Raw genomic sequence first — 18,838 nt, 5'->3', positions numbered from 1 at the left:
TTACTTAAACTCAATCTTAACTATTTTATACAATTTCTCTCCATTTGGCACTATCACTTCCACATACTCACCAACTTTTTTGCCAATTAAAGCACTACCGAGTGGTGAATCCGTAGAGATCAACTGCTTTGAAGCATCAGCTTCATATCCACCTACAATCTTATAAACATATTCAATTTCACTGTTATCATCATTTAACATGCTTACCGTAACAGTTGCACCAAATATTACTGAATCACCAAACAAATCTTTCACTTCTATTACTTTTGCATGCGAAAGCTTATTTTCTAACTCGATTATACGACCTTCAATAAAACCTAATCTTTCCCGCGCAGCATGATACTCTGCATTCTCTGATAAATCACCTTGATCACGCGCATCAGAAATAGCTTGTATGATAGAAGGTTTTTCTTCCTTTAATTTCTCAAGTTCGACTTGCATACTCTCAAAACCTTCCCTTGTAATAGGAAACTTGTTAACAATGGATGAAGTCATAATCACCGCCTAAACGCAATTAAATTGAGTGACAAAATCACTCACAATACCAAGAATATCATCTTTTATATCATCATTCATGTCACCTGACAACTTTTTTAAAACTCCAGGGTGAACAGTTTGAAAATAATTGATAAGATCACACTCGAACCTATTGATGTTGCTCACCTGTACCTTACTTAATTGACCATACAGATTAGAAAAGATATACATAAGCAATACTTGCTCTTCTATTTGCATAGGTGAATACTGTTTTTGCTTTAATAATTCAATAAGGTATTTACCTTTGTTTAAGGACAATTGAACAGTAGCATCAAGATCAGAACCAAATTTAGCAAAGTCTTCTAGTTCTCTATATTGGGCTAAACTCAGCTTTATAGAACCAGCAACTTTTTTCACAGATTTCAATTGTGCAGCAGAGCCAACCCGAGAAACCGATAAACCTATATTCACTGCAGGGCGAAATCCTTTGTGAAACAATTCAGACTCAAGAAAAATTTGTCCATCGGTAATTGAAATCACATTAGTTGGGACATATGCAGATACATCACCAGCCTGAGTCTCAATAATCGGCAAAGCAGTCAAAGATCCCTGTCCTTTTTCATCAGACATTTTGGCAGCTCTTTCAAGCAAGCGAGAGTGTACATAGAATATATCTCCAGGATAAGCTTCACGACCAGGAGGACGTCTTAGCAATAAGGACATCTGCCTATATGCCACAGCATGCTTAGATAAATCATCATATACCACCAAGCAATGCATTCCATTATCACGGAAAAATTCTCCAATAGTGCAACCGGTATAAGGTGCTAAAAATTGCATAGGCGCGCAGTCAGATGCACTAGCCACAACTACGGTTGTATACTCTAATGCTCCACTTTCTTTTAGCTTATTCACCACTTTTGCTACTGTCGAAATTTTTTGTCCAATAGCAACATAAACACAGTAAATTTTTTGATTTTCGTTTACCTCATCATTAATCTTCTTCTGATTGATAATAGTATCAATCGCAATAGTGGTTTTACCAATTTGTCTATCGCCAATAATTAATTCACGTTGCCCTCTACCTATAGGAATCAACAAATCTATAATTTTAATTCCTGTCTGCAGAGGTTCATGCACAGATTTACGGTCAATAATACCTGGTGCTTTAGATTCTATATACATTTTGTTTTTGGCTCTAATTTCTCCGCCATCGTCTATAGGATCGCCTAATACATTTACAACTCTCCCTAATAATTCATGACCTACAGGCACCTGTACAACATCACCACTACATTTTACAACGTCCCCTTCTTTTACATCACGGTCATTGCCAAGCACAACTATTCCAGCTGTATCATGATCTAAATCAAGAACTATTCCTTCTACACCGCTTGCAAAAGATACCTTTTCACCAAACTTTGCTTTTTCCAGCCCATAAACCAATGTGATACCATCCGTTACTGAAATTACTTCACCTATATTTTCTCGTTTTATAGGATTATCAAATGTCTCAACCTTCTCTTTTATTATGTTTACTACTTCAGAGGCATTTATGCTATTCTTCATATACAATTCCTTATTTTCAACATTTCCATTTTACTCAAATCAACCAATCTATCCAAATAACTCTTAAGCGAAGCATCAATCAAGTTAAAACCATACCTAACTACAAAGCCACCTAGTATAGAAGGATCAACCACATTATTGACTTTTATTATTTTACCAAGAAAGTTCAAAGATTCAGTAATTATTTTTATATCAGGTTTCTTTAAAACCTCTGCTGATTTTATAGTAATTTCCAATTCATTTTCACTTTCCCTTACAAGATTTAAGAATTTTTCTAATATAAGGATTAATAAACGGGAGCGCTTGTTTGCAAGTGTAACCATAATAAATTTGACTAAGTTTTCACTCAAGTTCTCCTTTATAGAAAGTATCGCTTCTTTTTTGTGCAAAAGAGAAACCATAGGATGAGATAGATACACAAAAACATCTTGATCTTTAAAAAAAGCTAACAAAAATTCTACTTCTTTTCTTATAATACCTAATCTGCTTCCTGAGACATGAAACAGTGCTCTAGCATAAGATGAAACTAAATTATTGTTTTTCATATTCAATTACCTGTTCTAGTAAATCTAAATTATTTTAGCTACCATTGTTCAATCCAAGCATTTTTTATATAAATAGGTCTTCTCCTTAAGGAAAGAAAACATAAATCATATCTGACTGAATAATCTAAAAAATCAAGATTTTTACTTAAGAAATATTTAGAAGAATTTATAATAGACTGACACTGAAAATGAGATATCGGTACTTCTTTTCCAAATAAACTTGTTTTAACTTCTACAAAAATCAGCTCCCTTTTTTTAGATACAATTAAGTCAATTTCACCCAACTTACAACGGAAGCGACGTTTTATAACATTATAGAATTTCAGCTTTAAATATATCGAAACTAACAATTCTCCAAAGTAACCTACAAAATAGCGTAACCTACTTACCATAAAAAGAATATTTAGCTTTGTGTAACTACTTTGCTTCCTTTTTTATTTTTACTATAAATCTCACCTTTTGCTGAAATATCTCTATCAACTAGCTCTATCACTGCCATTGGAGCGCAATCACCCTTTCGAGTACCAAATTTTATTATTCTAGAATATCCACCTTTACGGTCTTGATAACGATTAGCTAGAACGCTTAATAATTTATCAACTACTAACTTACTATTATGAAGACGTGAAAGCAAAAGCCTTCTACCATGTAAAGAATCGTTATTCTTAGCAATTGTAATAAACTTTTCCACATATGGACGAAGTGCTTTAGCCTTTGGTAAAGTAGTTACAATCTGCTCATGATTAATTAACGAGATAGATAGATTCTTTAACATTGATAACCTATGCTCGGTACAACGAGACAGTTTATTTTTCTTTATTCCATGTTTCATATACTACCTAATCCTCATCAGTATGTTGTTTAGCCAGTTCATCTATATTCTTAGGCGGCCAATTTGGTATATTCATACCCAAAGACAAACCTAAATTATTTAAAATTGCCTTGATTTCAGTCAAAGATTTTCGGCCAAAATTAGAAGTTCTTAACATTTCAACTTCCGTCTTTTGCACAAGATCACCTATATAAATGATACTTTCATTTTTCAGACAGTTATGAGACCTAACAGATAATTCCATTTCATCTACTTTACGCAATAGAACAGGATCATACTCTAAACCTTTAGCACCACTAGACAAAGAAGCCTGCGATTTTTTATAATTCATATCAGAACTAATAAAAGGCTGAAATTGCTCCTGTAATATTCTTGCAGCATAGTCAATAGCTTGACTTGGAGAGATTGTACCATCAGTTTCAATTGACAATGTCAGCTTATCTTTATCAGTAACTTGACCAACACGACTATTCTCTACTTTATACGAAACCCTCTCGACAGGACTATATAAAGCATTAACTGGAATAAAGCCAATTAAATCTTGTTCATTCATAAACTTTAAACATTCATTTTCTTTATATTTACTTACAGGAAGATAACCTTTTCCACTAGCAACATATATAGTAATGTTAAGCTCTACATCTTGACCTAGTGTACATATCACCAAATCTTTATTAACAATAGAGCATTGGTCATCAGTTTCTATCATTCCAGCTAATACTTGACAAGGCCCTTTAGCGCTCAAATTTAAGCACTTATTAGACGTGTTATTTAACTTACATCTCAACATGCCGATATTTAATGCTATATCAGTTATGTCTTCCCTAACTCCTTGGATCGAAGTAAATTCATGATTCACGCCTTCAATTTTTATTCCATAAACAGCATTACCGCGAAGAGAAGATAACATTACACGCCTTAATGCATGACCCAACGTTAAAGCAAAACCACTTTCCAAAGGTTCTAGAACTATATCACTTTTTTTACTTGAATCACCTGATATTACCTTAGTCGCATTAGGCTTAATTAACCTATCTAAATTTCCATAGAAAGAAACATTATCACTATAATACATACAAAAACCTTTCAAATATCCTATACTCTTCTTTTTTTCCTTAATCTACACCCATTATGAGGTATCGCCGTTTTATCTGCAATTGAAGTGACAGTCAATCCACAATTCCGAAGTGCTTTAACTGCAGCTTCTGCACCAAAACCAGGACCACGAATTATTACAGAAACAACCTTCATACCAAATCTCTCTACTACTTTCTTCGCAGCAGAATCGGCAACCTTACCTGCAGCATAAGGTGTGGATTTTCTCGAACCAGAAAAACCACATGCACCAACAGAAGTCTGGTAAAGCGTATTACCACAAACATCAGTCACATTTACAAAAGTATTATTAAAAGTTGCACGAATATGGGCAATACCAGTAATAAATTTTTTTGTATTCTTACCAACCGTTTTAACTTTTTTCATAAAAATTCACGATAATAACAAATTTTATTTTTTTCCAGCAATAGGCAATTTAGATCTGCCTTTACGAGTTTTAGCATTAGTATGGGTTCTTTGTCCTCTCAAAGGCAAACCTTTTCTATGCCTTAATCCTCTATAGCAACCGATTTCTATTAAAGATTTTATATCCATAGCCACTTTTTTTCTGAGCTCACCCTCTATGACATATTTTTGCCTAATAAAACTACTAATTTTCTCTATATCTTCATCTTGTAATTCTGAAACACGCTTACGCTCATCAATTTTACAGCTACGACAAATTATATTCGCAGTAGTAATACCTATACCATGTATATAAGTTAATGCAAAAGGAACACACTTCTTCACCGGAACATTTATGCCTGCAATACGTGCCACTGATACCTCGATACTTTATTAATAATAACTCTTAATTTATACCATAAAACAACTTATAGTCAAATCAAATTACAAGAAACTTTACTTTCAATCTCTTGCATTACTCTATCAACACTCAAATTAGCATTAATTGTTAACAACTTGCCCTTATAATACTCGCGCAAACCCTTCATCTGAAAATGATATTCTCTTATCCTCTTATTAATTGCAAGCATATTAGCATCATCAATTCTCTTCTCCAATCTCGTACTTTTACATTTAGCACAAGTAGTATTTTTAAAAGAAGATATACTATATATACTTTTACAATCCAAACAAGTAAGACGATCTTTTAATCTATCAATTGCAATATTATCGTCAAGCTGCAACTCAATTACAAGATCAACATCCCTATTGCATCTTTTTTGCAAAACTTGAGTTAAAAAATGAGCTTGATTTAAATTTCTTGGAAAACCATCTAACAAAAAATCACCATCTATTAATGCAAGCTGGTCACACAATAATTTACATATAACTTCATCTTGAATTAAGTTACCAGATTCGACAGTATCCTTTATTCCTTTACCTAATTTACTCCCACTAGATATAATATTCCTTAATAAATCTCCTACTGAAACTAATTTAAAATTATACTTTGCTATTAACAAACTGGACTGAGTACCCTTACCAGAGCCAGGAGGACCAAAAATTGTAATAATCACTTTAGTCTCCTTGTTTTAAACTCATATTTCTTTATCCAACTATCGTACCTATTTGAAAAAACATAAGATTGTACTTGCATAATAGTATCAGTAATAACGTTAACTATAATCAGCAAGCTCGTCCCACCAAAAATAAATGGTATATCATAATGATACCTCATAATTTCAGGTATAGTACATATTACCACCAAATACGCAGACCCAATAAATGTTAATTTAAAAACTATATCTTGAAGATAATCAGAAGTATGTTTTCCAGGCCCTCTACCAGGAATAAAACCACCATTTTTCCTAAGAAAATCAGCATTTTCCTCTGGATTAAATATAAAATTGGTATAGAAAAAATTAAAAAGTACTATGAGTATTAAGTAAGTTATAATGTACATCACTTTATTTGCCATAAAGTAATTTAAAATAAAATCAGCAATGGCATGACCTTTATAGAAATTTGCAATTGAAATAGGCGTTAATAGAATTGCGTTAGCAAAAATAGTTGGTATTACACCAGATAAATTGATCTTCAATGGAATGTAAGTAAAATCATCATTATGTAATTTTTTAAACTGTTTTTTGGGATATTGAACAATTACCTTTCTATAAGAAGATTCTGTAAAAATGACTAAAAGGAGCAGTAAAAAAAACAATGCTATAACAAAAAGGGTAATGAAAAACGACATACTACCATTTTTATTTAATGTTAGCAGAGATGATAAAGCATTATGTAATTCAGATGTTATGCCGGTAAAAATGATTAATGAGATACCATTGCCTATACCGCTCACACTGATCCGCTCACCAAGCCATATTAAAAATATAGTTCCACCTAAAAGGCTAAAGACACCTATAGTACGAAACATAATACCAGGTTCAACTACAACTAATACCCCTTCCCTATTCATTCTTTCTAACCCTATTAAGATCGTAATTGATTGAAAGATACAAAACACTATAGTCATATAGCGTATATAAGAGTTCATCTTTCGACGTCCTAACTCTCCGTCATTTTTAATTTCATTGATTCCTTTAACGGCAGAAGACAATAATTGCATAACTATGGATGCAACTATGTATGGCATAACATTTAACGCCAAGATCGTCATTCTAGCTAAAGCGCCACCAGAAAATAAATTAAATACTCCAAAAACACCAGAACTCTCTTTTGGAAATATATCATTGATTATATCAAGATTAATTCCAGGAATAGGAACATAAGTGCCTAAACGATAACAAACTAAAGCCATTAGCGTAAAAAATATACGCTTTAGTAAATCACTTTTATATAACAAGGTAGAATCCAAACTATTAAATGCAAATTTACTGTTCATGATTTACGATAGTATTTCTACACTACCACCAACTGAAGCTACAGATCTTTTTGCAGCTTCTGATGCAAAATCAACATGAAACACAAATTTTTCGCTTAATTTACCCTTATTAAGAAGTTTGATTTTACTTTTAACAGATCTGATAAAACCTAATTTATGCAGTAGCTCCTTATCTATGATAGAATCCTTGACTATTTTTTTAGCTTCCATTAAGCACTGCACATCACCAACATTAAATATAGAGTATAAGTTTTTGCGTATAGGCTTAAAACCTCTTTTAGGTAAACGAGTATATATAGACTGCTGTCCACCTTCAAAACCATTTATAGAAACGCCACTTCTCGCTTTTTGCCCTTTATGCCCCCTACCAGATGTTTTACCTTTACCACAACCAATACCTCTACCTAATAATTTAGGCTTCTTTTTCTTAGATAATTTGGTAAATACAGAATTTAATTTTACAGCATCATTCATACTTTACCTATTTCCAACTATCTCACTAATCTTTTTACCCCTCTTATCTGCCACTTGGCGAGGAGATAACATAACATCAAAAGCCTTAAATACTGCACATATAATATTATGAGGATCATTTGATCTAGTAGACTTAGCTACCACATCCTTTATACCTAATACCTCAAAAACCGACCTCATTGCTCCACCAGCAATAATACCTGTTCCAGTTCTTGCAGCTCTTAAAACTATCTCACCAGAACAAAATTTAGCTTTAATATCATGATGTAAAGTTCTACCTTCACGTAAGTACACCCTAATCATCGACTTCTTTGCAGCATTTACAGCTTTCACTCTTGCTTCAGCAACCTCTGCGTGTTTACCTATTCCACATCCTACCCTACCCTTACCATCACCAACAACAACCAAAGTTGAAAATGAAAATCTTCTACCACCTTTAGTAACCGTTGTTACCCTTCGGACTGAAACCAAAAGTTCTGATAAATCATTATTATTTTGTAAATTCTTTACAGCCATACTTCAAACCTTCTAAAATTCAAATCCAGAGCTTCTTAAAGCTTCAGCAAATTGAGAAACCAATCCTGTATACTTATATGCCCCCCGATCAAAGACGAACCGCTGCTGCAATTTTGTACTAGACAGACGCTCAATCAATAAAGAAGAAACCTGTTTTATAGTTTCAGCATTGACCCTACCTTTACATACATTCCTAATTTTATCATCCAAAGTAGAAGCAGAAGCTAGGGTTGTTCCTTTTGCATCGTTAATCAACTGAACGTAAAAATGTTTATTAGACTTAAATATGGATATACGTAAACGCCCAGCGCTCTTATCGAGCTTCGCTCTATTACGAAGTTTCCTTTTTTCATAGCTACTTAAAAAATTATGCAATCTTTTCATTTTAATTACTTCTTTTTATTTACAACCTTACGCAGCATAAATTTGCCTTTTATTACAATACCCTTACCTTTATAAGGATCATATTTTCTAATTTTGCATATATCAGAAGCCACCATATAGACTTTTTGCTTATCCATACCGCGAATCACTAAATGAGTTGGCTTTATACACTTAATCTCAACTTCTTTAGGCACTTTATACTTAATATTATGACTATAACCAAGATATAAAGTCAAATACTTATCATCACATTCTGCTTTATACCCTACACCATTAATCTCAAGATCAACAGAAAAATCATTAACCATACCGTTAATCATGTTATTAATATTACTTCTATAAGTGCCCCATATAGATTTTATTTTATCATAATCATCCCTGCCTTGATCAACAGAAAGTAACAATTGATTATCAACTATCTGACACAGAATGCCACTACACAAGTTCAGCTCTTTTTCTGCCCTAACACTTCTTATTAATACCCTACGATCATTATATTCAACTGAAAGATCAGCAGGAATATTGATAGGTGCGGCACCTATACGAGACATACATTTCTCCTATCATTTAAAATACACGACACAAAACTTCTCCACCAACTTTTAATCTACGTGCATTATAATCGGTCATCACTCCTTTCGGCGTAGATATAATAAAAATTCCAAGACCATTATATGCTTTAGAAATGTCCTTACACTTAGAATAATAACGACAACCGGGCTTTGATACCCTAGCTATATCATTAATCACAGGTGATTTATCATAATACTTCAACTGCACAACAAGCGAAGGGACACTATCACTCTCTTGCTTTTTATAATTAAGAATATAGCCTTCCTCTTTTAAGATCTTCAATATAGAAGAATTCACTTTAGAGAATAGGACTCTTGTTTCCCTATGCATTGCCAATTGAGCATTACGTATTCTTGTTAAAAAATCACCAATACTATCAGATAACGACACTATTACACTCCTTATATCACATTTACCAACTAGATTTTGTAACCCCTGGAACTTGTCCAAAAGAACACAAATCACGTAAAACAATCCTACATAAACCAAATTTTCTATATACTGCTCTCGGCCTACCAGTTAAAGCGCATCTATTCCTAATTCTGATTTTAGAAGAATCTCTAGGCAATTTTTTAATCAGCTTACTCTGAGCTGCAAACCTTTTTGTAATAGATAAATCCTTATTATTCATTATAGATTTTAATTCTTCCCTTCTCTCCCTATACTGATCACATAACTTTATTCTACGAAGATTCTTCTGTATCATGGATTTTTTTGCCATATATATTTTCTCTCAATTATCAAAAAAAGGGAATTTAAGAGCCAGTAATAATTCCTTTGCTTCCTTATCACTAACTGCAGTCGTTATAATATTAATATCCATACCTCTAATTTTGCTTATTTTATCATAGTCTATTTCTAAAAATGATATATGCTCCTTGATACCAAAGGAAAAATTACCATGACCATCAAATTGCTTCACACTAAACCCTCTAAAATCTTTTTCCCTTGGCAAAGCAATATATATTAATCTTTCTAAGAATTCATACATTTTATTTCTACGCAACGTTACTTTACAACCTACTGTTGCACCTTTTCTAATCTTGAAACCAGAAATAGATTTCCTTGCAAAAGTTGACACAGGCTTTTGCCCAGCAATCAAATATAGATTATCAAATGGCTCATTTATTGCTTTACTATCTGTAGCAGCATCGCCAACACCCATATTAATACACACCTTAACAAGTTTAGGCACTTGCATTATATTATCGTAATTGAACTTATCCTTTAAGGATTTTACTATATTATCTTTATACAATTGTTTAAACATATCAACCTAATCTATCACTTCTCCAGAAACTTTTGCAAAACGCACTTTTCTACCATCTATAATCTTAAATCCTACTTTAGTTGGAGTTTTACACTTAGGATCCAATATTGCAACATTAGATACATCAATAGCTAACTCTTTATTCAATATACCACCACCACTACCAGCTCTTGGTTTAGTATGTCTCTTACACACATTTACGCCAGAAACAACTACTTTCTTTTTAGCATCACGTATTATAACTTTGATTACCTTACCAATTTTTCTCTTATCTTTACCAGTTAAAACTATAATATCATCACCACTTTTTATTTTAGCACTCATTATAAAACCTCATCAGCTAATGACATTATTTTCATAAAAGAACCAGACAATAACTTTTTTACTGGACCAAACACCCGAGTACCAAGTGGTTCACCTTGATCATTAATTAAAACCACAGCATTGCTAGAAAAACGAATTACAGAACCATCAGATTTCTTAACACTATTTTTTACTCTAACAACAACTGCTTTATATACTTTTCCTTTTTCAACTTTACCTTTTGGGTTAATAGACTTAGTAGATATAATAATCGTATCACCTACAGATGCAGATTTCCTACCACCTAACAAGCCAATACAAAGCACTGCACGCGCACCAGAATTATCAGCTACTTCTAATAATGTATTTTTTTGAATCATATAAATATCTATTCCTTTTTAGCTATTAATAACAACCCATTTTTTAGTAACAGAAATAGGCTTATGTTCCTGTATTAAAACCCTATCTCCCTTTTTGCAACTATTATTCTCATCATGTGCTGTATACTTCTTGTATTTTTTAATAACTTTTTTATATAGCCTATCCTTATACACTTGTAACACCGAAACCTTTACAGTCTTATCAGACTCAGCATTAGTTACGACACCACAAAAAACCTTCTTAGGCATTTTTTCCCTCTCTCTTTCTTCTATTTAATACAGTTAGACTACGAGCTATGCTCTTTCTTATTAAGCTAAAACGCGAAAAATTGTTGCACTGGCCAAGCTTTTTTTGAAAAGACAAATTAACAAATTCTTTCCTCAAATTCACAAGAAGTTGATGTAATCCTTGTGAAGATTCTGATTCAAATTTAACTATATCCATTACAACTCCATTCAATTATGATTAGATATAAATTTACACTTCATAGGAAGCTTAGCAGTCGCTTTTTCAAGCGCCAATCTTGCTAAATGCATGGGAACATCACTACTAATTTCAAACAAAACCCTACCGGGCTTAGCTTTAAATACCCAAAATTCAACACTACCTTTCCCTTTACCCATACGTACATCTGCTGGCTTTTTACTAACCGGGGTATCAGGAAAAATTCTTATCCACACTTTACCAGAGCGTTTTAACGTTCTAGATATTACGCGCCTTGCAGTTTCAATATGCCTAGACTGAACCTTACCTACTTCCATAGCTTTTAATCCATAATCTCCAAAAGACAGCGTGCTACCACCCTTAGCATTACCCTTGATTCTCCCCTTAAATACCTTTTTATACTTACTCTTTTTGGGAACAAACATTTCAATATACCTTAACTACCAACATAAACCCAAACTTTAACTCCTATAATACCACATATAGTCTTCGCTTCACAAAAAGCATAATCTATATTAGCACGCAAAGTGTGTAAAGGCAAACGACCTTCTTTGTACCATTCAGTACGAGCTATTTCAGCTCCGCCAAGACGCCCAGAGCAACTTACTTTAATACCCTCAGCACCCATCTTCAAACAATTTTGAATAGCTTTTTTCATCGCTCTTCTACATGAAATCCTTTTTTCTAGCTGATGTGTAATACTCCTTGATATTAAAGTTGCATCTATTTCAGACTTTTTAACTCCTACTACATTCACTTCGACACTACTTTCTACTTTTTTAGCTATTTTTTGCTTTATCTTCTCAACATCCAAACCTTTCTTACCTATTATAACTCCAGGCTTAGAAGAATGTATTATTACAGACACTAAATTAACTGTACGCTCTACAATTACTTTAGAAATACCAGCATGCTTAAAGGATTCATTTATATAACTGCGAATAAATAGATCGTGATGCAATTTCTGTTTATAATCGTCTGTAGCACACCAAACAGAATCCCAGGTATTACTATTTACTTGTAATCTAAATACTTTAGGATTAACCTTCTGTCCCATATTTTTACACTTTCCTTATTAACTTTCCATTTCTATAAATCATACAATTTCTTTCAATTTTATAGTTATATTACTATAAAATTTACTCATTCTATTAGCCCTACCCATAGCTTTTGGATATACTCTACGCAAAGTAAGGGACTTACCTATTAAAATTTCCTTTATATATAAATTATCAATATTCAATCCATAATTATTTTGAGCATTAGCAATTGCAGAATTCAACACCTTCATTATAAAACCAGCAGCCTTTTTTTCACAAAATCTTAATTGTACATTAGCAAAAGAAACTTTTTTATTACGTACTAAATCAGCAACCAAATTCAATTTGCGAGGAGTCGATCTTAAAACCCTAGAACCAGCCTCAACCATTATATCCCTATTTTTCATATCAATTACCTATCTTCTTGTTGCCTTTTTATCACCACCGTGCCCAGTAAATTTACGAGTAGGTGAAAATTCACCAAATTTATGACCTATCATATTCTGATTATCAACACTAACAGGAATGTAATCTTTACCATTATAAACAGCAAACTTTAAACCCAAACAATTAGGAAGAATTACAGAAGCCCTGGAATGAATTTTTATCACCTTATTAATAGAACCCTCTTTTAAAGCTCTCTGAACTAATCTTAGTACAGATGGATGTAAAAAAGGTGGTTTCCATACAGATCTACTCATAAATTAACCTTTCAATTTTTTTATATACTTATCACTAGATTTATTTTTTTTCCTAGTTTTCTTTCCTTTTGTTGCAACACCCCAAGGAGTAACAGGATGACGACCGCCAGAAGTTTTTCCCTCTCCACCTCCATGAGGATGGTCAATCGGATTCATTGCAACTCCACGTACAGTAGGTCTAATCCCAAGCCACCTACTTCTCCCAGCTTTACCCAACTTTCTATTCTTATGGTCAGGGTTAGATACTACACCAATAGTAGCCTTGCAAGAAGATAAAATCAACCTAATTTGACCAGATCTAAGCCGCAATAAAACATATTGACCATCACGACCAACAATTTGCGCACAACAACCCGCAGCTCTAGCAATTACAGCACCACCACCTGGCTTCAATTCAACGTTATGAACAAAAGAACCAACAGGTATATACTTCAACAATAAACAATTACCTGGTAGAATATCAGCATCATCTCCAGCTATCACAACATCACCAGGCTTCATACCTTGAGGAGCTAATATATAGGATTTAGTATTATCTTCCTTATATGATATTAATGCTAAAAACCCACTTCTATTTGGATCATACTCTATTTTCTCAACTATACCCTGATCACTTCTATTACGTTTAAAATCTATAAGTCTATACTTCTTCTTGTGACCACCACCCCTGTGACGAGTTGTAATTATACCATGATTATTTCTTCCACCACTGGATTTCTTACCAAATACAAGAGACTTCTCCGGCTTATCTTTTGATAAACCAACTTTACTTATTAATACAGTCCCACGAGAAGACGGAGTAACAGGATTAAAAAATTTCATACCCATATTAAACGCTCATTATATCTAATTTTTGACCATCCATCAAAGAAAAATAAACCTTTTTTCTCTGTTTTTTACAACCAATCACACCCCTAAAACGTCTATATTTAGGTTTAACTCTAATAACATTTATAGAAGAAGTTCTGACATTAAATAAAGACTCTATTGCCGATTTTATTTGACGCTTATTTACATTTACAAAAACATACAAAGAGTATTTATTAAACTTCTCTCTTAAAAGAGAAGTCTTTTCTGTGATTACAGGAGATTTTATTATATTATTATATTTAATCATAACAATCTACCTTCAAGATGCTTTAAAGTGTCTTTTGTTAACATCACGCATTCGTGATTCAATATATCAAAAACATTTAACCCAATAGGTTTAATTAAATCTACATAGTGCAAATTTTTAGCAGCACGTAACAAATCATCTCCATAATCACCAACTATTAAAAAAGAGGAAAATTTAAAATTTTTAATATATTCACACATTTTAGATGTTTTCTTCACATCAATATTTAAACTATCAAGAACAATAACTTGATTATTTAAATATTTTAGAGATAAAGCAATTTTCAAACCAAATTTGCGTACTTTTTTATTAAGAGAATAAGCATGACTCCTCACAACAGGACCAAAAATAATTCCACCACCTCTAAACTGAGGAGATCGCAAGCTCCCCTGTCTCGCCCTACCGGTACGTTTTTGACCATACGGTTTAGCTGTTGTACCAGAAACATCACTGATACCTTTTGTTTTATGAGCACCAACTCTTCTCTTTGCTAGTTGCCATCTCACTATATCATGCAAAATACTCAATTTTTGCTTGGCAGAAAATATCAAAGGATTAAGCTCAACACTACCTACATTATTATTAGATAGATCAACTAATTCACATTCCATAACTAACTCACCAAATTATTAGCATCATCACTCGTATTCAACAGCAGACCTACTGGAAAAGGAACATCTTTATGTAAAGGCTTTTTAACTGCATCTCTCACAAAAACATAAGAGTTTTTAAACCCAGGAACATTATTACCCTTTACAGCAATTATGCTATTTTCATAATCAATGGATAATATTTTCATATTCTGTACAGTTACTCTGCTATTACCTAAATGACCAGCCATTTTCTTCCCCTTGAATACTCTACCAGGATCTTGACATTGACCAGTAGAACCTTGCGATCTATGAGCAATAGAAACGCCATGAGATGCCCTAAGCCCACTGAAGTTATGCCGCTTCATCACACCAGCAAACCCTTTGCCTAAAGAATAACCCGTAATATCAAGATATTGACCAACTACAAAATGATTAACCCCCACCTTTTTACCACATTCTATTCCAAATAGATCAGTTAATCTACTTTCGTATAATTTACATTTACTATTTATACCCTTTTTCTTTAAATATTCCAACTGAGGTTTTGCTATTTTTTTTAAATCTCCCGTGCCTAAAATGACTGAATTGTAGCCACATTTATCTTGTCCTTTTATATCGATAATATAAGTTTCGCTGAGATGCAATAAGGTTACAGCCATGCGACTATTATCAAAATACATAGCAGTATGGCCAACATTCGTCATTAACAACCCAATTCTCCTAAGCGAATTTATTCTCTTCATTTTCTTTTCCTAAATATTAACTTCCTTAACCTTTAAATCCATTTCTACACCAGCAGAAAAAGATAAATCTGCAAGCATCTTCATCATAGTAGAAGTAGGATTATGTAGAATAATTAACCGCTTAGAAATTCTCATTTCAAATTGCTCACGAGATTTTTTATCAACATGAGGAGACCTATTAACAGTAAATTTAGAATTTTTTCTTGGCAACGGAATCGGACCAGATAAATCTGCATTAAACTGCTTTAATTGATCAATAAACTCCCGAACACACTTTTCCAATAAAGAACAATCGAAAGCTTTAATTCTAATATATATATCTTGCTTCATCTTAGTTACTATACTCATTCTAAAATTTCCGAAACAACGCCAGAACCAACAGTTCTACCACCTTCTCTTATCGCAAAACGCAATCCTTTATCCATTGCTATTGGTACTTGCAACTCCACTTCTATACTTACATTGTCCCCTGGCATTACCATCTCCTTTCCATCTCGCAATTTTATGCTCCCAGTTACATCCGTTGTCCTTAAATAAAACTGTGGCTGATAATTTCCAAAAAATGGTGTATGCCTTCCTCCTTCTTCTTTCTTCAATATATACACCTCCGCATTAAATTTCTTATGCGGGGTTATTGTCCCTGGTTTTGCCAATACTTGCCCTCTCTCCACTTCTTCTCTCTTTGTTCCTCTTAGTAGTACTCCTACATTGAGTCCTGCACTTCCCTTGTCTAGCAACTTCTTAAACATCTCAACACCAGTACATATCGTCTTTTGCGTCGCTTTCAGACCTATTATCTCTATCTCATCCCCTGTCTTTATCTCCCCCTTCTCTATTCTTCCTGTTACTACCGTTCCTCGCCCCGATATTGAAAATACATCTTCTATTGGCAATAAAAACGGCAAATCTATAGGCCTTGGAGGTACTGCCACATACTCATCTAACTTCTCCATCAATTTATCTATTGATTTCTTTCCATACTCACTACTATCATCCTCTAATGCTTTTAATGCAGATCCAACTATCACAGGCACTTCGTCACCTGGAAATCCATACTTACTCAGCAACTCTCTCACTTCCATTTCCACCAAATCTATCATATCAGCATCAGCAACATCAGCTTTATTTATATATACCACGATATATCCAACACCCACCTGTTTTGCCAGCAATATATGCTCTCTCGTTTGTGGCATCGGCCCATCAACCCCTGACACTACCAATATCGCTGCATCCATCTGCGCTGCACCTACTATCATATTCTTTACATAATCAGCATGTCCAGGACAATCAACGTGTGCATAGTGTCTCTTTTCTGTTTGATATTCAACATGCGCTGTTGCTATTGTTATCCCTCTCTTTCTTTCTTCTGGCGCTTTATCTATTTGATCATATGCTACAAAATTACCATAATGCTTTGTTATCGCCGCTGTTAACGTTGTCTTCCCATGATCCACATGTCCTATCGTTCCCACGTTTACATGCGGCTTTCCAAATGCTTCTACTATCGCTGTCATAACTTTAACTCTTCTACCTAAAATACAAATACATCAATAAATAATATGTTGATTTTATATAAATACAACAAAAAAAAAGAGCGGATAGTGGGAATCGAACCCACGTCACTAGCTTGGAAGGCTAGAGCTCTACCATTGAGCTATACCCGCACAATGGAGGAGGTAGGATTCGAACCTACGTACGCTCACGCGGACAGATTTACAGTCTGTTACCTTTAACCACTCGGTCACTCCTCCACAAAAATCTGTTAAGAGAACACTACCTTAACTTAAGTTTTATTATCCCTAATATTAAACATCCAAATCTAAAAGATCAAGTAATAAAAGCTAATCTAACTGATTTCAGTTAGATTTTACTTTTATATAACAAAATATTATCAATAAAACGCCTAAATAAATAATGTGAATCATGCGTACCTGGCGCTTCTTCTGGATGGTATTGAGCAGAAAAGACTGGGTAATCCTTCATCATTATCCCCTCTACACTATTATCAAATAGAGAAATATGAGTAAATTCAACGTTACTTGGAAGAGAAGCTGAATCAACAACAAAACCATGATTTTGGCTAGTTATCTCAACTTTTCCACTAATTACATCATAAACTGGATGGTTACTCCCTCGATGGCCAATATCCATCTTGATAGTCTTTGCTCCCAAAGCAACTGCAAGTAATTGATGGCCCAGGCATATGCCGAAAACCGGCACCTTAGACTTTACAATAATTTCTATCTCTGAAATTACACTCTCTGCTATCTCTTGTGGATCACCAGGACCATTTGAAAGCACTATACCATCTGGATTCATGCTTAATATTTTGTGAGCAAAACCTGTATCTGGTTTGACTAATTCAACCGTACAATCAAGTTCTACTAAGCGTGAGACTATACTATTTTTTACACCGAAATCAATTACCACAACTTTGTATTTTGCATTAAGGTCACTTTTAAATTTACTATGCAAGCTAACTTTATTGGTTATTTCTATTCCATTTACAGATTTGTATTTCTTCAATTCATCTAATATATGTGCCTCACTTGACGGACATATCATTCCATTTTGAGATCCATGTTTTCTTAAATGTCTCGTCAAAGCTCTAGTATCAACTCCCGATATCCCAACCACATTATTTTTCTCCAACCAATCATTTAAACTAATATATGAAGAAGAGTGAGACATAGGAGAAAGTTCACGCATAATCACACCACTTGCAAAAACTTTTTCTCCTTCATTATCCTTGTGATTTATTCCAACATTACCAATATGAGGAAAAGTGAACGCTATTATTTGATCAGCAAAAGAAGGATCGGTTATAGTATGTTGATACCCGGTCATACCAGTGGTAAAACAAACTTCACCTATACATTTGCCTCTTTTACCTACCGATTTTCCCAAAAAGCACTTGCCATCTTGTAAAACTAAAGCTGCATCCTGCATTTAATTCTCTCAACTCACTTAAA

At 33.6% G+C, this 18,838-nt stretch carries 32 protein-coding genes and 2 tRNA genes; all 34 read right to left on the bottom strand.

Features of this window, described 5'->3' with window-relative positions; genetic code table 11:
- Complete coding sequence (greA, locus tag BVG17_RS05760; RefSeq protein WP_063631057.1) at positions 1-495, bottom strand: transcription elongation factor GreA; 495 nt, start codon at positions 493-495, stop codon at positions 1-3.
- A 9-nt stretch (positions 496-504) separates the two neighbouring features.
- Positions 505-2,046, bottom strand: a complete 1,542-nt coding sequence (gene atpA, locus BVG17_RS05755) for a F0F1 ATP synthase subunit alpha (protein WP_063631056.1) — start codon at positions 2,044-2,046, stop codon at positions 505-507.
- The gene (atpH, locus tag BVG17_RS05750) at positions 2,043-2,591 is read right to left on the bottom strand and encodes an ATP synthase F1 subunit delta (RefSeq protein ID WP_063631055.1); all 549 of its coding nucleotides are present in this window, start codon (positions 2,589-2,591) and stop codon (positions 2,043-2,045) included. Before atpH ends, atpA begins: the two co-directional genes overlap by 4 nt.
- Positions 2,592-2,629: 38 nt before the next feature.
- The gene (locus tag BVG17_RS05745; protein WP_063631054.1) at positions 2,630-2,983 is read right to left on the bottom strand and encodes a YraN family protein; all 354 of its coding nucleotides are present in this window, start codon (positions 2,981-2,983) and stop codon (positions 2,630-2,632) included.
- Between the two features lie 11 nt (positions 2,984-2,994).
- Complete coding sequence (gene rplQ, locus BVG17_RS05740) at positions 2,995-3,423, bottom strand: 50S ribosomal protein L17 (protein WP_010404731.1); 429 nt, start codon at positions 3,421-3,423, stop codon at positions 2,995-2,997.
- A 7-nt stretch (positions 3,424-3,430) separates the two neighbouring features.
- On the bottom strand, positions 3,431-4,498 hold the full coding sequence (locus tag BVG17_RS05735) for a DNA-directed RNA polymerase subunit alpha (RefSeq protein ID WP_017532500.1): 1,068 nt from the start codon (positions 4,496-4,498) through the stop codon (positions 3,431-3,433).
- 20 nt (positions 4,499-4,518) lie between these two features.
- Entirely contained in the window at positions 4,519-4,905 is a 387-nt protein-coding gene (gene rpsK / locus BVG17_RS05730) for a 30S ribosomal protein S11 (RefSeq protein ID WP_017532499.1), read from the bottom strand.
- Positions 4,906-4,929: 24 nt separating this feature from the next.
- A complete protein-coding gene (gene rpsM / locus BVG17_RS05725; RefSeq protein ID WP_063631053.1) occupies positions 4,930-5,298 on the bottom strand; it encodes a 30S ribosomal protein S13 in 369 nt (122 codons plus the stop codon).
- Between the two features lie 59 nt (positions 5,299-5,357).
- A complete protein-coding gene (locus BVG17_RS05720; protein WP_063631052.1) occupies positions 5,358-5,999 on the bottom strand; it encodes an adenylate kinase family protein in 642 nt (213 codons plus the stop codon).
- Entirely contained in the window at positions 5,996-7,324 is a 1,329-nt protein-coding gene (gene secY / locus BVG17_RS05715) for a preprotein translocase subunit SecY (RefSeq protein WP_017532496.1), read from the bottom strand. Before secY ends, BVG17_RS05720 begins: the two co-directional genes overlap by 4 nt.
- A 3-nt stretch (positions 7,325-7,327) precedes the next feature.
- Complete coding sequence (gene rplO, locus BVG17_RS05710; protein WP_006012263.1) at positions 7,328-7,798, bottom strand: 50S ribosomal protein L15; 471 nt, start codon at positions 7,796-7,798, stop codon at positions 7,328-7,330.
- A gap of 3 nt (positions 7,799-7,801) precedes the next feature.
- A complete protein-coding gene (gene rpsE / locus BVG17_RS05705) occupies positions 7,802-8,314 on the bottom strand; it encodes a 30S ribosomal protein S5 (RefSeq protein WP_063631051.1) in 513 nt (170 codons plus the stop codon).
- A 12-nt stretch (positions 8,315-8,326) separates the two neighbouring features.
- Positions 8,327-8,698 carry a 50S ribosomal protein L18 gene (gene rplR / locus BVG17_RS05700; RefSeq protein ID WP_063631050.1) on the bottom strand — a complete coding sequence of 124 codons (372 nt, stop codon included), beginning with the start codon at positions 8,696-8,698 and terminating at the stop codon, positions 8,327-8,329.
- Between the two features lie 5 nt (positions 8,699-8,703).
- On the bottom strand, positions 8,704-9,249 hold the full coding sequence (rplF, locus tag BVG17_RS05695; RefSeq protein ID WP_063631049.1) for a 50S ribosomal protein L6: 546 nt from the start codon (positions 9,247-9,249) through the stop codon (positions 8,704-8,706).
- Between the two features lie 16 nt (positions 9,250-9,265).
- Positions 9,266-9,661 carry a 30S ribosomal protein S8 gene (gene rpsH, locus BVG17_RS05690; RefSeq protein ID WP_006012252.1) on the bottom strand — a complete coding sequence of 132 codons (396 nt, stop codon included), beginning with the start codon at positions 9,659-9,661 and terminating at the stop codon, positions 9,266-9,268.
- A gap of 22 nt (positions 9,662-9,683) precedes the next feature.
- Positions 9,684-9,992 (bottom strand): 30S ribosomal protein S14, encoded by a 309-nt coding sequence (rpsN, locus tag BVG17_RS05685; protein WP_017532494.1) that lies wholly within the window; start codon positions 9,990-9,992, stop codon positions 9,684-9,686.
- 12 nt (positions 9,993-10,004) lie between these two features.
- Positions 10,005-10,541, bottom strand: coding sequence for a 50S ribosomal protein L5 (rplE, locus tag BVG17_RS05680; RefSeq protein ID WP_063631048.1), 537 nt, complete (start codon positions 10,539-10,541; stop codon positions 10,005-10,007).
- 6 nt (positions 10,542-10,547) lie between these two features.
- Positions 10,548-10,865, bottom strand: coding sequence for a 50S ribosomal protein L24 (gene rplX / locus BVG17_RS05675; RefSeq protein ID WP_010404700.1), 318 nt, complete (start codon positions 10,863-10,865; stop codon positions 10,548-10,550).
- On the bottom strand, positions 10,865-11,224 hold the full coding sequence (gene rplN, locus BVG17_RS05670) for a 50S ribosomal protein L14 (protein WP_007302542.1): 360 nt from the start codon (positions 11,222-11,224) through the stop codon (positions 10,865-10,867). The genes rplX and rplN overlap by 1 nt, the downstream gene beginning before the upstream one ends.
- A gap of 18 nt (positions 11,225-11,242) precedes the next feature.
- Entirely contained in the window at positions 11,243-11,473 is a 231-nt protein-coding gene (gene rpsQ / locus BVG17_RS05665) for a 30S ribosomal protein S17 (RefSeq protein ID WP_010404696.1), read from the bottom strand.
- A complete protein-coding gene (rpmC, locus tag BVG17_RS05660) occupies positions 11,466-11,669 on the bottom strand; it encodes a 50S ribosomal protein L29 (protein ID WP_040754783.1) in 204 nt (67 codons plus the stop codon). The genes rpsQ and rpmC overlap by 8 nt, the downstream gene beginning before the upstream one ends.
- 11 nt (positions 11,670-11,680) lie before the next feature.
- Positions 11,681-12,094 carry a 50S ribosomal protein L16 gene (gene rplP, locus BVG17_RS05655; RefSeq protein ID WP_063631047.1) on the bottom strand — a complete coding sequence of 138 codons (414 nt, stop codon included), beginning with the start codon at positions 12,092-12,094 and terminating at the stop codon, positions 11,681-11,683.
- 11 nt (positions 12,095-12,105) lie between these two features.
- Positions 12,106-12,726: a 30S ribosomal protein S3 gene (gene rpsC / locus BVG17_RS05650; RefSeq protein ID WP_063631046.1), complete on the bottom strand. Its 621-nt coding sequence runs from the start codon at positions 12,724-12,726 to the stop codon at positions 12,106-12,108.
- A gap of 39 nt (positions 12,727-12,765) precedes the next feature.
- Entirely contained in the window at positions 12,766-13,116 is a 351-nt protein-coding gene (gene rplV, locus BVG17_RS05645) for a 50S ribosomal protein L22 (RefSeq protein ID WP_017532490.1), read from the bottom strand.
- A 9-nt stretch (positions 13,117-13,125) separates the two neighbouring features.
- Positions 13,126-13,410 carry a 30S ribosomal protein S19 gene (rpsS, locus tag BVG17_RS05640; RefSeq protein WP_010404687.1) on the bottom strand — a complete coding sequence of 95 codons (285 nt, stop codon included), beginning with the start codon at positions 13,408-13,410 and terminating at the stop codon, positions 13,126-13,128.
- A gap of 3 nt (positions 13,411-13,413) precedes the next feature.
- Entirely contained in the window at positions 13,414-14,238 is an 825-nt protein-coding gene (rplB, locus tag BVG17_RS05635) for a 50S ribosomal protein L2 (protein ID WP_063631045.1), read from the bottom strand.
- A 1-nt stretch (position 14,239) separates the two neighbouring features.
- A complete protein-coding gene (locus BVG17_RS05630; RefSeq protein WP_017532487.1) occupies positions 14,240-14,527 on the bottom strand; it encodes a 50S ribosomal protein L23 in 288 nt (95 codons plus the stop codon).
- Positions 14,524-15,138: a 50S ribosomal protein L4 gene (gene rplD, locus BVG17_RS05625; RefSeq protein ID WP_017532486.1), complete on the bottom strand. Its 615-nt coding sequence runs from the start codon at positions 15,136-15,138 to the stop codon at positions 14,524-14,526. Before rplD ends, BVG17_RS05630 begins: the two co-directional genes overlap by 4 nt.
- 2 nt (positions 15,139-15,140) lie before the next feature.
- The gene (rplC, locus tag BVG17_RS05620) at positions 15,141-15,863 is read right to left on the bottom strand and encodes a 50S ribosomal protein L3 (protein WP_063631044.1); all 723 of its coding nucleotides are present in this window, start codon (positions 15,861-15,863) and stop codon (positions 15,141-15,143) included.
- 9 nt (positions 15,864-15,872) lie between these two features.
- Positions 15,873-16,193, bottom strand: a complete 321-nt coding sequence (rpsJ, locus tag BVG17_RS05615; RefSeq protein WP_017532484.1) for a 30S ribosomal protein S10 — start codon at positions 16,191-16,193, stop codon at positions 15,873-15,875.
- A gap of 14 nt (positions 16,194-16,207) precedes the next feature.
- The gene (tuf, locus tag BVG17_RS05610) at positions 16,208-17,380 is read right to left on the bottom strand and encodes an elongation factor Tu (protein ID WP_063630642.1); all 1,173 of its coding nucleotides are present in this window, start codon (positions 17,378-17,380) and stop codon (positions 16,208-16,210) included.
- Positions 17,381-17,459: 79 nt separating this feature from the next.
- Positions 17,460-17,530, bottom strand: a tRNA-Gly gene (locus BVG17_RS05605).
- A gap of 4 nt (positions 17,531-17,534) precedes the next feature.
- Positions 17,535-17,617 (bottom strand) — tRNA-Tyr (locus BVG17_RS05600).
- A gap of 109 nt (positions 17,618-17,726) precedes the next feature.
- Positions 17,727-18,815 carry a glutamine-hydrolyzing carbamoyl-phosphate synthase small subunit gene (gene carA, locus BVG17_RS05595; RefSeq protein ID WP_063631042.1) on the bottom strand — a complete coding sequence of 363 codons (1,089 nt, stop codon included), beginning with the start codon at positions 18,813-18,815 and terminating at the stop codon, positions 17,727-17,729.
- Between the last annotated feature and the right edge of the window lie 23 nt (positions 18,816-18,838).

This window comes from Wolbachia endosymbiont of Laodelphax striatellus (genome assembly GCF_007115015.1).
Lineage (GTDB): Bacteria > Pseudomonadota > Alphaproteobacteria > Rickettsiales > Anaplasmataceae > Wolbachia.
This window is presented reverse-complemented; position numbering and strand designations above follow the sequence as displayed.

Coding starts and splice junctions, on each gene's coding strand:
- greA (WP_063631057.1), bottom strand. CDS start 495: ATGACTTCATCCATTGTTAACAAGTTTCCTATTACAAGGGAAGGTTTT.
- atpA (WP_063631056.1), bottom strand. CDS start 2,046: ATGAAGAATAGCATAAATGCCTCTGAAGTAGTAAACATAATAAAAGAG.
- atpH (WP_063631055.1), bottom strand. CDS start 2,591: ATGAAAAACAATAATTTAGTTTCATCTTATGCTAGAGCACTGTTTCAT.
- BVG17_RS05745 (WP_063631054.1), bottom strand. CDS start 2,983: ATGGTAAGTAGGTTACGCTATTTTGTAGGTTACTTTGGAGAATTGTTA.
- rplQ (WP_010404731.1), bottom strand. CDS start 3,423: ATGAAACATGGAATAAAGAAAAATAAACTGTCTCGTTGTACCGAGCAT.
- BVG17_RS05735 (WP_017532500.1), bottom strand. CDS start 4,498: ATGTATTATAGTGATAATGTTTCTTTCTATGGAAATTTAGATAGGTTA.
- rpsK (WP_017532499.1), bottom strand. CDS start 4,905: ATGAAAAAAGTTAAAACGGTTGGTAAGAATACAAAAAAATTTATTACT.
- secY (WP_017532496.1), bottom strand. CDS start 7,324: ATGAACAGTAAATTTGCATTTAATAGTTTGGATTCTACCTTGTTATAT.
- rplO (WP_006012263.1), bottom strand. CDS start 7,798: ATGAATGATGCTGTAAAATTAAATTCTGTATTTACCAAATTATCTAAG.
- rpsE (WP_063631051.1), bottom strand. CDS start 8,314: ATGGCTGTAAAGAATTTACAAAATAATAATGATTTATCAGAACTTTTG.
- rplR (WP_063631050.1), bottom strand. CDS start 8,698: ATGAAAAGATTGCATAATTTTTTAAGTAGCTATGAAAAAAGGAAACTT.
- rplF (WP_063631049.1), bottom strand. CDS start 9,249: ATGTCTCGTATAGGTGCCGCACCTATCAATATTCCTGCTGATCTTTCA.
- rpsN (WP_017532494.1), bottom strand. CDS start 9,992: ATGGCAAAAAAATCCATGATACAGAAGAATCTTCGTAGAATAAAGTTA.
- rplE (WP_063631048.1), bottom strand. CDS start 10,541: ATGTTTAAACAATTGTATAAAGATAATATAGTAAAATCCTTAAAGGAT.
- rplX (WP_010404700.1), bottom strand. CDS start 10,865: ATGAGTGCTAAAATAAAAAGTGGTGATGATATTATAGTTTTAACTGGT.
- rplN (WP_007302542.1), bottom strand. CDS start 11,224: ATGATTCAAAAAAATACATTATTAGAAGTAGCTGATAATTCTGGTGCG.
- rpsQ (WP_010404696.1), bottom strand. CDS start 11,473: ATGCCTAAGAAGGTTTTTTGTGGTGTCGTAACTAATGCTGAGTCTGAT.
- rpmC (WP_040754783.1), bottom strand. CDS start 11,669: ATGGATATAGTTAAATTTGAATCAGAATCTTCACAAGGATTACATCAA.
- rplP (WP_063631047.1), bottom strand. CDS start 12,094: ATGTTTGTTCCCAAAAAGAGTAAGTATAAAAAGGTATTTAAGGGGAGA.
- rpsC (WP_063631046.1), bottom strand. CDS start 12,726: ATGGGACAGAAGGTTAATCCTAAAGTATTTAGATTACAAGTAAATAGT.
- rplV (WP_017532490.1), bottom strand. CDS start 13,116: ATGAAAAATAGGGATATAATGGTTGAGGCTGGTTCTAGGGTTTTAAGA.
- rpsS (WP_010404687.1), bottom strand. CDS start 13,410: ATGAGTAGATCTGTATGGAAACCACCTTTTTTACATCCATCTGTACTA.
- rplB (WP_063631045.1), bottom strand. CDS start 14,238: ATGGGTATGAAATTTTTTAATCCTGTTACTCCGTCTTCTCGTGGGACT.
- BVG17_RS05630 (WP_017532487.1), bottom strand. CDS start 14,527: ATGATTAAATATAATAATATAATAAAATCTCCTGTAATCACAGAAAAG.
- rplD (WP_017532486.1), bottom strand. CDS start 15,138: ATGGAATGTGAATTAGTTGATCTATCTAATAATAATGTAGGTAGTGTT.
- rplC (WP_063631044.1), bottom strand. CDS start 15,863: ATGAAGAGAATAAATTCGCTTAGGAGAATTGGGTTGTTAATGACGAAT.
- rpsJ (WP_017532484.1), bottom strand. CDS start 16,193: ATGAAGCAAGATATATATATTAGAATTAAAGCTTTCGATTGTTCTTTA.
- tuf (WP_063630642.1), bottom strand. CDS start 17,380: ATGACAGCGATAGTAGAAGCATTTGGAAAGCCGCATGTAAACGTGGGA.
- carA (WP_063631042.1), bottom strand. CDS start 18,815: ATGCAGGATGCAGCTTTAGTTTTACAAGATGGCAAGTGCTTTTTGGGA.